Here is a 12,185-nt window from a genome sequence, read left to right as displayed (position 1 = left end):
ACGTGAGCGACGTTCCCCCTCCCGTTCCCCCCGGTGTCCCCTCCGGCGGTCCCACCGACGGTCCCACTGACGGCGGCGCAGGCGCCCCGCGGCCGCTGCGGGTGATGGTCGTCGACGACCACCCGATGTGGCGCGACGCGGTCGCCCGCGACCTCGCCGAGGCCGGTCACGAGGTGGTCGCCACGGCGGGGGAGGGCCGCACCGCGGTGCGCGCCGCCGCAGCGGCCCGCCCGGACGTGGCGGTGGTCGACCTGCAGCTGCCCGACATCAGCGGCGTCGAGGTGACCCGGCACCTGGCCGCCGCCGACCCGCCCGTCCGGGTGCTGGTGCTGTCGGCCAGCGGCGAGCAGCAGGACGTGCTGGAGGCGGTCAAGGCCGGGGCCACCGGCTACCTGCTGAAGTCCGCCGCGCGCGAGGAGTTCCTGGACGCGGTGCGCCGCACCGGCGCCGGCGACGCGGTGTTCACCCCGGGCCTGGCCGGGCTGGTGCTGGGGGAGTACCGCCGCCTGGCCTCCGCCGCGCGGCGCGCCGACGACGACGCGCCCCGGCTGACCGAACGCGAGACCGAGGTGCTGCGGCTGGTCGCCAAGGGGCTGACCTACAAGCAGATCGCCCAGCGGCTCGTCCTGTCGCACCGCACGGTGCAGAACCACGTCCAGAACACCCTCGGCAAGCTGCAGCTGCACAACCGCGTGGAGCTGGTCCGCTACGCCATCGAGAAGGGGCTGGACCGGGACGACTGACGACCGGAGCGGAAACAGCACGTGAACGTGTCCCGTGACCAGAAACCGATCCGCGCCGTGCCGCATCAATAAAGGCGGATTCCACGGGGCGCGGCCCCCGGGGGGGAGGGGAGGGTGCCATGCCCTTGGCTGCGGCGGGCGACACGTGGGGCGTTTCCGGGCCGGTCTTCCTGTGGGGGATGTACCTGCCCGCCACGGTCGCGGTGTTCATCGTCACCGTGTACGTGCGCTTGAGGGTGGCGAGGGGGCGGGTACCGGAAGGCGAGCCGCACCCCTACGAGCTGGCGTACCTGACCGGCGGCCGTTCGCGCGCGGTGGCGGCGTCGCTGGCCGGACTGCACGCCGAGGGCGTGATCGAGGTGGACGGGGAGGGCCGGCTGCGGGCCGCCCGCCCGCCGGCCGGCGGCACGCCGCTCGACGGCGCCGTGTACGAGGCGGTCCGCGGCGGCGGTGCGCGGCGCTGGAAGGACCTGCCGCACCGGGAGCGGGTGTCGGCCGCCGCCGACGCGCTGGCCGACGGGCTCGCCCGGCACGGCCTGCTGCTCGGGCGCCGCGAGCGGCGGCTGCGCAGGGCGGCGGTGCTGCCGCTGGTCCTGCTGTGGGCGCTGGGCGCGGTGCGGCTCGTGCAGGGGATCGCCGGCGGCAAACCGGTCCTGTTCCTGCTGCTCACACTGTGCGTGCTCGGCCTGGTCATCGCCGTGCTGCTGGCCGGCGGGGGCGACCGGCCGGCCTGGACGGCGGCCGGGCCCCGCGTGGTGCAAGAGGCATCTGCGAAGTACGCGCACCTGCACCCGTCCCAGGCCCCGGCACTGAAGACCTACGGCCCTGCGGCCGCGGCCTACGGCGTCGCGCTCTTCGGCACGGCGCTGCTGGTGAGCATGGACCCCGGGTTCCTGGTGGCCGCCACCGCCGAGGAGATCGCCCGCAGGAGCGACACGGGCGCCGCCACGGGAGGCGGCAGCGGCTGCAGCGGGAGCACCAGCGGCTGCGGAAGCAGCAGTTGCGGCGGTGGCGGCGGCTGCGGAGGCGGAGGAGGATGCGGAGGATGAGCACCACCCTGACCGCGCTGGGCGTCGGCATCGGCTGGCGGCCCGAGATCACCGCGTTCGTCCGCGACCTGCCCGGGCTGCGGTTCACCGAGGTGATCGCCGAGGGCGTCCACCCCGAGCACCCGCCCGGCGACCTGCTCGACCTGCGCGAGCGCGGCGTGGCGGTCGTCCCGCACGGGGTGAAGCTGTCGCTCGGCGGCGCCGAGCCCGTCGCGCCCGAACGCGTCGCGCACCTGGCCGCGTGCGCCGAGGCCCTGGGGTCCCCGCTGGTCAGCGAGCATGTGGCGTTCGTGCGGGCGGGCGGCATCGAGGCGGGCCACCTGCTGCCGGTGCCGCGCACCCGCGCCGCCCTGGACGCCCTGGCCGCCAACATCCGCCGCACCCGCGCCGAGCTGCCCGTGCCGCTGGCCGTCGAGCCGATCGCCGCCCTGTTCGACTGGCCGGACGCCGAGTACGACGAGGGCGCCTTCCTCACCGAGCTGGTGGAGCGCACCGGCGTCCTGCTGCTGCTCGACGTCGCCAACGTGTACGCCAACGCCCGCAACCGCGGCCAGGACCCGGTCGCGCTGTTCGACCGGCTGCCCCTGGAGCGCATCGCCTACTGCCACGTCGCGGGCGGCGCCGAGCAGGGCGGCCGCTACCACGACACCCACACCGCGCCGGTGCCCGCCGAGGTCCTCGACCTGGTGGCCGAGCTGTGCGCCCGGCACCGCCCGCCCGGCCTGCTGCTGGAACGCGACGGCCGCTACCCGCCGGCCGCCGAGCTGCGCGCCGAGCTGGACGCGATCGCCGACGCCGCCGGGATGGAGCGCGTCACATGACCCGCCGGGACGCGCCCGCCGACCGCCCCGGGACCGCCGCGCCCGCCGGTGGGGCCGGTGATGCGGAAGAGCGGGCCGGGGAGTTCGATCCGGCGCTGGCGGCGGTGCAGGAGGCCCTGGTGCGCGCCATGACCGCCGGCGGGCCCGTCCCGGACGGCTTCGACGCCGCCGCCGTCCGCGCCGCCGCCGACGCGATCCTGCGCAAACGGGCGGGGGAAGTGGCGCGGGCGTGGCCGGTCCTGGCAGCCTCGTACGGGGCGGACTGGCCGCGCGTGTTCGCCGCGTGGGCGGCCGGGCGTCCCACCCGGGGATCGGTCCGCGACGCCTGGGACTTCGCCCTCGCGCACCGCGCCGAACTGCCCCCGGAGGCCGCCCTCGACCTGGCCCTGGCCGAGGCCCGGTGGGCCTACGACGGGCAGAGCGCGCCGAGGCGCCGCCGGGCCGCCGTGCGGCGCGTCCCCGGAGGCGTCGCGGTGCAGCTCCTGGGGCGGATGCGGGTGCTGGGCGGACGTACGCGCCGGTGATCTCGCGAACCGCCCACGCAGCCCGGCCGAGCGGCTATGGTCTAGACCAATGACCCCGTCCGCCGGCACGCCCCCGGCGCGCCGGTCGGCTCCTGTGCGACCGTGCGGACGACTAGGCTGACCAGTGAAGAAGTCGAGGGAGGGCCCATCATGGCAGGAGAAGGAGAGGGCATGCGCGTCGGAGTGCTGACCGGCGGTGGCGACTGCCCCGGACTGAACGCCGTCATCCGCGCGGTGGTGCGCAAGGGCGTCCAGAACTTCGGCTATGAGTTCGTGGGCTTCCGGGCCGGCTGGCGCGGGCCGCTGGAGGGCGACACGGTGGCCCTCGACGTGCAGGCGGTGCGCGGCATCCTGCCGCGCGGCGGCACCATCCTGGGCTCCTCGCGGACCAACCCGCTCAAGGTCGACGGCGGCATCGAGCGGATCAAGGACAACCTGGCCGGCCTGGGCGTGGACGCCCTGATCGCCATCGGCGGCGAGGACACCCTCGGCGTGGCGCGCGAGCTGCACGCCAACGGCGTCAACGTGGTCGGCGTGCCCAAGACCATCGACAACGACCTGAACGCCACCGACTACACCTTCGGGTTCGACACCGCGGTCAACATCGCGACCGAGGCCATCGACCGGCTGCACACCACCGCCGAGAGCCACCACCGCGCGCTGATCTGCGAGGTCATGGGCCGGCACGCGGGCTGGATCGCCCTGCACGCCGGCATGGCCGCGGGCGCCAACGTCATCCTGATCCCCGAGCGGCCGTTCGACATCGACAAGGTCGTCGAGTACGTCGAGAGCCGGTTCAAGACCCGCTACGCCCCGATCATCGTGGTCGCCGAGGGGGCCCACCCGGTCGACGGGCAGATGCAGCTGCAGACCGGCGAGCTCGACGCGTTCGGGCACGTCCGGCTCGGCGGCATCGGCCAGCGGCTCGCCGACGAGATCGAAAAGCGCACCGGCAAGGAGGCGCGCTGCACCGTGCTCGGCCACATCCAGCGCGGCGGCACCCCCTCCGCCTTCGACCGGGTGCTGGCCACCCGGTTCGGGCTGCAGGCCATCGACGCCGTCCGCGACGGCGACTTCGGCAAGATGGTCGCGCTGCGCGGCACCGACATCGTCCGGGTCGGGCTGGACGAGGCGACCAAGGAGCTCAAGACCGTCCCGCTGGAGCGCTACCAGGAGGCCGAGGTCTTCTTCGGCTGAGCCGCGCCTGCGGTTCTTCGCGTCCGCCCGGGGGCCCGCCTCCCGGGCGGACGGCTGCGGGGGCGCCGGGAACAGCGCGACGAGTCGCGGCGTTGGGGCGTGTGGGTCACACTAGGAATCTGCCCGTTTCTTGACTTTCCCAGGAGGATCCCGCATGCCCACGCTCGACGCCGCGACCGCGTCCGTCACCGGGCCCCCGCCGGTCGACGGCGAGCCGTGCGTGCTGCTCAAGCTCGGCGAGGTCGTGCTCAAGGGCAAGAACCGCGAGCGGTTCGAGCGGCGGCTGGCCGAGAACGTGCGGGCGGCCGTGCGCGGCATGGTGCCCCGCGTCGAGATCATCCGCCGCCACGGGGTGATGGTGGTGCGCGCCCCCGGCGCCGACGAGGCCGCCGTGGAGCGGCTCGCCGCCCGCATCACCGACGTGATGGGCATCGTGTGGGCGCACCGCGCGTGGGCGGTCGGCAAGGACCCGGCGAGCGTGGAGAGCGCCGCGCTGGCGCTGATGGCCGGGCGCACCGGCAGCTTCGCGGTGCGCTCGCGCCGCCGCGACAAGCGGTTCCCGATGACCTCCTCCGAGCTGGACCGCGCGATCGGCGCCGCGATCGTGCAGGCCTACGGGCTGCCGGTGCGGCTGTCGGACCCCGACCACACGCTGTCCATCGAGGTGGACCGGGACGAGGTGTTCGTGTTCACCGGCGGGCTGCCCGGCCAGGGCGGGCTGCCGGTCGGCATGAGCGGCCGCGCCCTGGTGCTGCTGTCGGGCGGCATCGACTCGCCCGTGGCCGCCTACCGCATGATGCGCCGCGGCCTGCGGGTGGACTTCCTGCACTTCTCCGGCATGCCGTTCACCGGCCCGGAGTCGATCTACAAGGCGTACGCGCTGGTGCGCGAGCTGGACCGCTTCCAGGGCGGGTCGCGGCTGCTGGTGGTGCCGTTCGGCAAGGCGCAGCAGCAGATCAAGTCCTCCGGCGCCGACCGGCTGGCGGTCGTGGCGCAGCGCCGGGTCATGCTGCGCACCGCCGAGCTGGTCGCCCGCGACCTGGGCGGCGCCGCGCTGGTCACCGGGGACGCCCTCGGCCAGGTCAGCAGCCAGACGCTGGCCAATATCACCGCTCTGGACGACGCGGTGGAGCTGCCGATCCTGCGCCCGCTGATCGGCATGGACAAGACCGAGATCATGGACCAGGCGCGCCGCATCCGCACCCTGGCGATCTCCGAGCTGCCCGACGAGGACTGCTGCACCCTGCTGGCCCCGCGCCGCGCCGAGACCCGCGCCCGCATCGAGGACCTGCGGGTGCTGGAGAAGCGCCTGGACGTCGGCGAGCTGGCCGAGCGCCTCGCCGAGTCCGTGCAGGAGCACCGCCCCGTCTACAGCGAAGCGGCGGCCGGCTGACCGTCCCGCGGCCGGCCCGGCGTCAGCAGCGCGGGCCGTCGGAGCCCATCAGGGTCAGGCGTTCGATGCGGACGATCCGGAACCGGCGGCCCGCCACCGTGATGCCGTTGCGGCGGGTGCCGTCGGTCATCAGCTCGGCGGCCTCGGCGTACTCGGCCAGGTGGCCCGCGTCCGGGTGCTCCACCGCCGGGACGATGTGCCGGAAGTAGACCGCCAGCGCCTCGCGCGTCTGCCGCGGGGTGTCGTGCAGCCGACCCACCGGGTGCCACCGGCCGTCGGTCCGCTCGGCGACGGTGAAGACCGGGGCCAGCGGCAGCGGCGTCAGGAACGGCTCGGACGGCCGCCTGCCCGCGCGCGCCGCCGCGTCCAGCAGCTGCCACAGCAGTTCGGCCGTGGCGATGTCGGGCGTGGCCCAGCCGTCGGGCAGGAAGTCGTGGGCACGGCCGGGGGCGGGCCCGCGGCGCGGGTCGAGGTCGAGGTCGGTGGGACGCGGCGGCTCGGGGCCGTCCGGCCCGTTGCACACCAGCTGCTCGATCCGCAGCACCCGGAACCGCAGACCCCCGGCCCGCACCTCGTCGCGCGGCGGCCCGGACCACAGGTCCCGCGCCGCCGCGCGCAACGCCGAGCCGCGCTCGCCTCCGGCGGCCGCGGCGCGCTCGTCGAGATGGTCGGCCAGCAGCTCCCGGGCGCCCTGCGGCGACGGATCGCACGCGCAGCAGATCCGCCAGCCGCCGGGCACCCGCTCGGCCGCGGTGAACAGGGCGCCCACCGCGACCGGGTCGGGATAGGCGGCGATGGACCGGCACGCGTCCGCCAGCATCACGGCGGCGACCGGATCGACGCCGTCCAGGCCCTCGGGGAACAGCCGCCCGGCGGCGTCTCCCTCGCCCGTCGTCATGCCGGTCATCATCCTCGCCCGGACCCCGTCCTGGCGAGTGGTTCAGACCTATTTGTTACCTTCGCGCAGGCAACACCAACGTCACCAGGCTGACGGCGAGCAGGCCCAGCCCGGCCAGCGCGACACCGCCGAGATGCTCGCCGAGCAGCACCAGGCCGATGAGCGCGGCCACGGCGGGCTCGGCCAGGCTCAGCGTGGTGGCGGTCGCGCCCGACGTGGTGCGCAGCCCCCGCGCGAACAGCACGTACGACGCCGTCGTGCCGACCGCGCCCAGGTAGCAGGCCACCGCCGCGCCCCGCGCGTCCAGCAGCCACCCGGGCGAGCCCGCCAGCAGCACCGGCAGCAGCAGCACCGCCGCCCCGCCGAAGATCGAGCCCATCACCACCTGGTCGTCCGCGCCGCGCTCGATCAGCCGCGCGGCCACCATCGTGTACGCGGCGTAGGTGAACCCGCAGAACAGCGCGAGCGCCACCCCGCCCGGGTCGGCCCCGGACGCCTCGCCCCCGCTCATCAGCAGGGCGCAGCCGGCCACGGCGCCCGCCGTGGTGACCAGCCAGCGGCGGCCCAGGCCCCGCCGGGTCAGCAGGCCCGCGAAGGCGGGCGCGCTGCCCAGCGACACCACGGTCGCGATCGCCACTCCGGTGAGGGCGACCGACGCCAGATAGGTGACCTGGTAGACGGCCCCGCAGGCGGCGCCGAGCACCAGCGGGAGCCAGGCCCGGCGGCCCTGCCGCAGCAGGCCGCGCAGGGCCGTGCGGCGGGACGAGAACGCCACCAGGGCGAACAGCAGCGCGCCGCCCAGCACGATGCGGGCCGAGGCCGCCGAGACCGGCGACGCCGAGGCCGGCGCCAGGGTGAAGACCGGCCCCGCGGTGCCCCACAGGGCGGCGGCCACCAGGATGTCGGCGGCGCCGGAGCGGCGCCCGCCGCGGCGCGCGGAGACGGACGGGAGCGCGCGCGGGGAATCAGGACGTACGGACAACGAGGACTCGCTCCTGAACTCGAATCGAACGGGATGATCCGGGTCCGGGGCGCAGCCGGACGCGCCGCCGGGCCGCGCTCACGCGGCGGGCGGCACGCGTCACCGGGCCGGGCGCGTCCGCGCCGGGCCGGGCAGGGAAGAAGAGAGGGGAAAGGTCGCCGCGCCCCGGTCAGGAGCGGGGCGGCCCCAGATCCGCCGTCCAGTACGCCATGACCGCGACACTACCATCCGGCGCGGGCCGCGCGATCGGCGAGACCGCGCGGCCCGCACCGGCCGCCCGAGGAGGCGTCAGGCCGAGACGGGCTCGCCGGCGGCCTCGGTGAGCCGGCGGCCGACCAGCGGCGGCAGCTCGCGCACGACGCGGGCCAGCTCGCGCAGATCGCCGTCCACCAGCGCCTGCGGGCCGTCGCACAGCGCGGTCTCCGGGTGCGGGTGCACGTCGACGATCACGCCGTCGGCGCCGACCGCGATGGCCGCCCGGGTCAGCGGCAGCACCAGGTCGCGGCGCCCGCCCGAGTGGGACGGGTCCACGATCACCGGCAGGTGGCCCAGGCGCTGCGCCACCGGCACCGCGGAGATGTCCAGGGTGTTGCGGGTGGCCTTCTCGAAGGTGCGGATGCCCCGCTCGCACAGCACGATGTCGAGGTTGCCGCGCTGGGCGATGTACTCGGCGGCCATCAGCCACTCCTCGATGGTGCCGCTCATCCCCCGCTTGAGCAGCACCGGCATGCCCGACTCGCCGGCGGCCTGCAGCAGCGCGAAGTTCTGCGCGTTGCGGGTGCCGATCTGCAGCATGTCGGCGTACTGGGCGATCAGCTCCACGTCGTGGGCGTCGACCACCTCGGTGACGATCGGCATGCCCGTCTCGGCCCGCACGTCCGCCAGGATCTTCAGCCCGGCCTCGCCGAGGCCCTGGAAGGCGTACGGCGACGTGCGCGGCTTGAACGCGCCGCCGCGCAGCAGGCTCGCGCCCGCCGCCTGCGCCATCTGCGCCGCCCGCAGGGTCTGCTCGGGGGTCTCCACCGCGCACGGCCCCGCGATCAGCGTCATCGTGCCCGGCCCGATCGGCACCCCGCCGACCCGCACGACCGAGCGCTCGGCGTGGTTCTCCCGGCTGACCAGCTTGTAGGGGGCCGAGATGCGGAGCACGTCGCTGACCCCGCCCATGCCGCGCAGGTTCAGCGACGCGAACTGCTGCACGTCCCCGACCAGCCCGATGATGGTGCGCTCGACGCCGCGGCTGACGAACGCCTCGCCCCCCGTCGTCTCGACCAGTGAGACGACGGCCTGGATATCCGATTCGGTGGCCTCCGGGGCCATGACGACGACCATGCTGTGCCTCCTCTTACGGCGGGGTCCGGAGGACCCCGCGTCCGCGCCCTGAAACGACGAAAGCCCCGGGCCGCAGCGGCCCGGGGCTTATCGCCTGAAGGTCTGTCAGCGCAGCGTCTGGCAGACCAGCCGCCCGGGCTGGTCGAACCAAAAGAAATACACGACGTTGCGCACGCGACAAGGGTAACCCACGGCCCGGACCGCCGGAGGGGAGGGGGTGAATATGGCTCAGCTCACGCCGGATGGCAGTATGGCCGCGTCATGTCCCCACCCGATGAGCCTTCCGGCGAAGCGCCCGGCAAACCGCTGCCGCCGGGGCAGTACATCCCCCGCGGCTGGCCCGTCCTCCACTACGGCCCGGTGCCCAGGTTCCGTCCCGAATCGTGGGACTTCCGGGTGTTCGGCGCCACCGAGTCGGGCGGGCAGTACCGCTGGACGTGGGAGGAGTTCGAACGGCTCCCGCGTACCACGGCGGTCGGCGACTTCCACTGCGTCACCAAGTTCTCCATCCTCGACAACGAGTGGGAAGGCGTGCCCGGCTCGACCGTCGTGGAGCTGGCCCCGCCCCACCCGGACGTCACCCACGTGATGGTGTGGGCCGAGTACGGCTACAGCGCCAACATCCGCATGAGCGACTTCCTGGCGGACACGACGATGTTCGCCATGTACCGCAACGGGGAGCGGCTCACCCCCGACCACGGCTTCCCCGTCCGCCTGGTGGTGCCGCACCTGTACGCGTGGAAGAGCGTCAAGTGGGTCCGGGGCGTGGAGTACATGGTCAGAGACCGCCGCGGCTTCTGGGAGGAGCGCGGCTACCACAACGTCGCCGACCCCTGGAACGAGCAGCGCTACTCGTACCAGGAAGAGGAAGGCGAGGCCCCGCCCTACTGACCGGCGCGCCCCCGGCGGTCTATGGTCTGTGCTGGACGGTGCCTGTTGCCCCAAACGGCAGGGCCGCACCCCCTCATGGGCATTACTGTGTGTCTTCATGTTGATACCGTCCGTGACCGGAATTCTGGTCTGCGGGGCGACCCTGACCGCTGCCCTCGGCGCGTGCGCCCTGCGGCCGTGGCTGCGGTCCCGGCGCGGGTTCGGCAGCATGGCCGACGAGGCGACGTTCGCGACGCTGCACACCATCTCGCGGGCCTCGCCGTCCCTGCGCGGCGGGCTGAACCGCGACTCCGCCCGCAAGGCGGCCCGGCACCTGCGGACGCTGCTCGGCGTCGAGGCGGTGGCGCTGGTGGCCGCCGCCCACGAGGCCGACCCGCACGCCGACCCGCACGACGGGCCGCCCGGCGACCCCGAGGACGGGCTGGACGCCCCCTGCGGCCGGCTGCTGGTCTGGGACGGCGCGGGCGGCTCCCGGCACGCCTGGGCGGTGCTGCACCACACCCGGCCGGTGCTGGAGTCCGGGCGGCCGCGCGTGATCGGACCGGACGTGCTGTCGTGCGAGGACGCCAGGTGCCGCATCCGCGTGGCCATGGTGGCGCCGCTGTCGGTGCAGGGAAGGGTGGAGGGGGCGCTGGCCGCCTACGGCGGCAGCGCCTCGGCGGCGCGCGTGCGCGCGGTGGGCGAGGTGGCCCGGTGGGTGTCCAGCCAGCTGGAGCTGGCCGAGCTGGACTCCTCCCGCGCGCGCCTGGCCGAGGCCGAGATGCGCGCGCTGCGCGCCCAGATCTCCCCGCACTTCGTCTACAACTCGCTGACCACCATCGCCTCGTTCGTCCGCACCGACCCCGAACGGGCCCGCGACCTGCTGCTGGACTTCGCCGACTTCGCCCGCTACTCGTTCCGCAACCCGCGCGACTTCACCACCCTGGCCGACGAGCTGCGCTCCATCGACCGGTACCTGCTGCTGGAGCGGGCCAGGTTCGGCGACCGGCTGCAGTTCAGCGTCGAGGTCGCCCCGGAGGTGCTGCCGGTGGCGCTGCCGTTCCTGTCGCTGCAGCCGCTGGTGGAGAACGCGATCCGGCACGGCATGGCCGACGCCCGCGAGCCGTTCCGCATCCAGATCGTGGCGCGCGACGCCGGGGCCGAGGCGGCGATCAGCGTGGAGGACGACGGGGTCGGCATGGACCCCGGGCGGCTGCGGGAGATCCTGGCCGCGGGCCCCCTGTCGGCCGGACGCGACCGGCGCGGCGGCGCGGGCATCGGCCTGGCCAACGTGGACGAGCGCCTGCGGCAGGTCTACGGCGACGAGTACGGGCTGACGGTCGAGACGGCGATCGGCGCGGGCACCAAGGTCAACCTGCGGGTTCCCAAGTACAGTCCGGGCGTGTTCCCCGACTGAGCGGCGGCGTCCCGGCGCCGGGGACGGCACTCGTGTGCGGTCAACGGTCCGTCGGCGAAATTCCTTCACTGTGCGAAACCGATTGCGGACGATCGGTAATCGCGGCAGGGTCCTCTTATGCTGCGCGTCCTTGCCGTTGACGATGAGGTCCCCGCCCTGGAGGAACTGGTCTACCTGCTGCGGGAGGACCCGCGGATCGAGCGCGTCACCGGGGCCTGCGACGCCGCCGCGGCGCTGCGCAACCTGAGCCGGATGCTGGTGTCCGGCGACCGGCTCGACGCGGTGTTCCTCGACATCCGCATGCCGGGCCTGGACGGCCTCGACTTCACCCGGCTGCTGTCGGGATTCGCCGCCCCGCCGGTGGTGGTGTTCGTCACCGCGCACGACAACTGCGCGGTCACCGCCTACGAGCTGGGGGCGCTGGACTACCTGCTCAAGCCGGTGCGGCCGGAGCGGCTGGCCGAGGCCGTCCGCCGGGTCGACGAGGCGGTGCACCGCGCCGCGGCGCAGGACAGGCCCGCCGTCGACCGTCCGCCCGAGGACGAGATGGTGCCGGTGGAGCTGGGCGGCCGCACCCGCCTGGTGCCCCGCCGGGAGGTGACGTACGTGGAGGCGCAGGGCGACTACGTGCGGCTGCACACCGCCGAGGGCAGCTACCTGGTGCGCATGCCGCTGGCCCAGCTGGCGCGCCGCTGGGAGGCGGCCGGGTTCATCCGCATCCACCGCAGCACGCTGGTGGCCCTGGCGCACATCACCGAGCTGCGCTTCGACGGGGGCCGCGCGGCCGTGCAGGTCGGGCAGGAGCTGCTGCCGGTCGCCCGCCGCCACACCCGGCAGGTGCGCGACCTGCTGGTGCGCCGCTTCCGCAACGCCGACCCGGACGGCCGGTCCGGCGAGCCCGGCCCCCGGCGGGGCGAACCCGGCGCCGGGCCCGGCGACCGGCCGGTCGGCGGACGCGC

Annotated in this window: 12 protein-coding genes; 9 read left to right on the top strand and 3 right to left on the bottom strand. The window is 74.9% G+C overall.

What is annotated here, in order from left to right; all coding sequences use genetic code 11:
- Positions 1 to 104 precede the first annotated feature (104 nt).
- From ABD879_RS14345 to thiI, 6 genes are all read left to right on the top strand, one after another.
- Entirely contained in the window at positions 105 to 743 is a 639-nt protein-coding gene (locus ABD879_RS14345) for a response regulator (protein WP_345021621.1), read from the top strand.
- Positions 744 to 862: 119 nt separating this feature from the next.
- Entirely contained in the window at positions 863 to 1,792 is a 930-nt protein-coding gene (locus tag ABD879_RS14340; RefSeq protein WP_345021553.1) for a TIGR04222 domain-containing membrane protein, read from the top strand.
- Positions 1,789 to 2,613: an MbnB/TglH/ChrH family RiPP precursor modification enzyme gene (locus ABD879_RS14335; protein ID WP_345021550.1), complete on the top strand. Its 825-nt coding sequence runs from the start codon at positions 1,789 to 1,791 to the stop codon at positions 2,611 to 2,613. Before ABD879_RS14340 ends, ABD879_RS14335 begins: the two co-directional genes overlap by 4 nt.
- Entirely contained in the window at positions 2,610 to 3,137 is a 528-nt protein-coding gene (locus ABD879_RS14330; protein ID WP_345021548.1) for an SCO6045 C-terminal-like domain-containing protein, read from the top strand. Before ABD879_RS14335 ends, ABD879_RS14330 begins: the two co-directional genes overlap by 4 nt.
- A 171-nt stretch (positions 3,138 to 3,308) precedes the next feature.
- Positions 3,309 to 4,334 carry a 6-phosphofructokinase gene (locus ABD879_RS14325; RefSeq protein ID WP_345021619.1) on the top strand — a complete coding sequence of 342 codons (1,026 nt, stop codon included), beginning with the start codon at positions 3,309 to 3,311 and terminating at the stop codon, positions 4,332 to 4,334.
- Between the two features lie 154 nt (positions 4,335 to 4,488).
- The gene (thiI, locus tag ABD879_RS14320) at positions 4,489 to 5,727 is read left to right on the top strand and encodes a tRNA uracil 4-sulfurtransferase ThiI (protein ID WP_345021545.1); all 1,239 of its coding nucleotides are present in this window, start codon (positions 4,489 to 4,491) and stop codon (positions 5,725 to 5,727) included.
- Positions 5,728 to 5,749: 22 nt separating this feature from the next.
- Here thiI and ABD879_RS14315 read toward each other — a convergent pair whose 3' ends face one another.
- From ABD879_RS14315 to aroF, 3 genes are all read right to left on the bottom strand, one after another.
- A complete protein-coding gene (locus ABD879_RS14315; protein ID WP_345021543.1) occupies positions 5,750 to 6,625 on the bottom strand; it encodes a DUF5954 family protein in 876 nt (291 codons plus the stop codon).
- A 55-nt stretch (positions 6,626 to 6,680) separates the two neighbouring features.
- Positions 6,681 to 7,607: an EamA family transporter gene (locus ABD879_RS14310; protein WP_345021540.1), complete on the bottom strand. Its 927-nt coding sequence runs from the start codon at positions 7,605 to 7,607 to the stop codon at positions 6,681 to 6,683.
- A gap of 288 nt (positions 7,608 to 7,895) precedes the next feature.
- The gene (gene aroF / locus ABD879_RS14305) at positions 7,896 to 8,939 is read right to left on the bottom strand and encodes a 3-deoxy-7-phosphoheptulonate synthase (protein ID WP_345021538.1); all 1,044 of its coding nucleotides are present in this window, start codon (positions 8,937 to 8,939) and stop codon (positions 7,896 to 7,898) included.
- Positions 8,940 to 9,200: 261 nt separating this feature from the next.
- On the opposite strand from aroF, the gene ABD879_RS14300 reads away from it, so the two are divergent.
- The 3 genes from ABD879_RS14300 to ABD879_RS14290 all read left to right on the top strand — a co-directional run.
- Positions 9,201 to 9,830 carry a sulfite oxidase-like oxidoreductase gene (locus tag ABD879_RS14300; protein WP_345021536.1) on the top strand — a complete coding sequence of 210 codons (630 nt, stop codon included), beginning with the start codon at positions 9,201 to 9,203 and terminating at the stop codon, positions 9,828 to 9,830.
- Between the two features lie 112 nt (positions 9,831 to 9,942).
- Positions 9,943 to 11,226 carry a sensor histidine kinase gene (locus tag ABD879_RS14295; RefSeq protein WP_425549635.1) on the top strand — a complete coding sequence of 428 codons (1,284 nt, stop codon included), beginning with the start codon at positions 9,943 to 9,945 and terminating at the stop codon, positions 11,224 to 11,226.
- Positions 11,227 to 11,343: 117 nt separating this feature from the next.
- Positions 11,344 to 12,185: LytR/AlgR family response regulator transcription factor (locus ABD879_RS14290; RefSeq protein WP_345021533.1), on the top strand; the 842-nt coding region annotated here is incomplete at its 3' end.

It is taken from the genome of Actinomadura keratinilytica (assembly GCF_039539665.1).
Lineage (GTDB): Bacteria > Actinomycetota > Actinomycetes > Streptosporangiales > Streptosporangiaceae > Spirillospora > Spirillospora keratinilytica.
This window is presented reverse-complemented; position numbering and strand designations above follow the sequence as displayed.

Bases quoted from the DNA above. Each gene is read 5' to 3' on its own strand.
- ABD879_RS14345 (WP_345021621.1), top strand. From the start codon at position 105: ATGGTCGTCGACGACCACCCGATGTGGCGCGACGCGGTCGCCCGCGAC.
- ABD879_RS14340 (WP_345021553.1), top strand. From the start codon at position 863: ATGCCCTTGGCTGCGGCGGGCGACACGTGGGGCGTTTCCGGGCCGGTC.
- ABD879_RS14335 (WP_345021550.1), top strand. From the start codon at position 1,789: ATGAGCACCACCCTGACCGCGCTGGGCGTCGGCATCGGCTGGCGGCCC.
- ABD879_RS14330 (WP_345021548.1), top strand. From the start codon at position 2,610: ATGACCCGCCGGGACGCGCCCGCCGACCGCCCCGGGACCGCCGCGCCC.
- ABD879_RS14325 (WP_345021619.1), top strand. From the start codon at position 3,309: ATGCGCGTCGGAGTGCTGACCGGCGGTGGCGACTGCCCCGGACTGAAC.
- thiI (WP_345021545.1), top strand. From the start codon at position 4,489: ATGCCCACGCTCGACGCCGCGACCGCGTCCGTCACCGGGCCCCCGCCG.
- ABD879_RS14315 (WP_345021543.1), bottom strand. From the start codon at position 6,625: ATGACGACGGGCGAGGGAGACGCCGCCGGGCGGCTGTTCCCCGAGGGC.
- aroF (WP_345021538.1), bottom strand. From the start codon at position 8,939: ATGGTCGTCGTCATGGCCCCGGAGGCCACCGAATCGGATATCCAGGCC.
- ABD879_RS14300 (WP_345021536.1), top strand. From the start codon at position 9,201: ATGTCCCCACCCGATGAGCCTTCCGGCGAAGCGCCCGGCAAACCGCTG.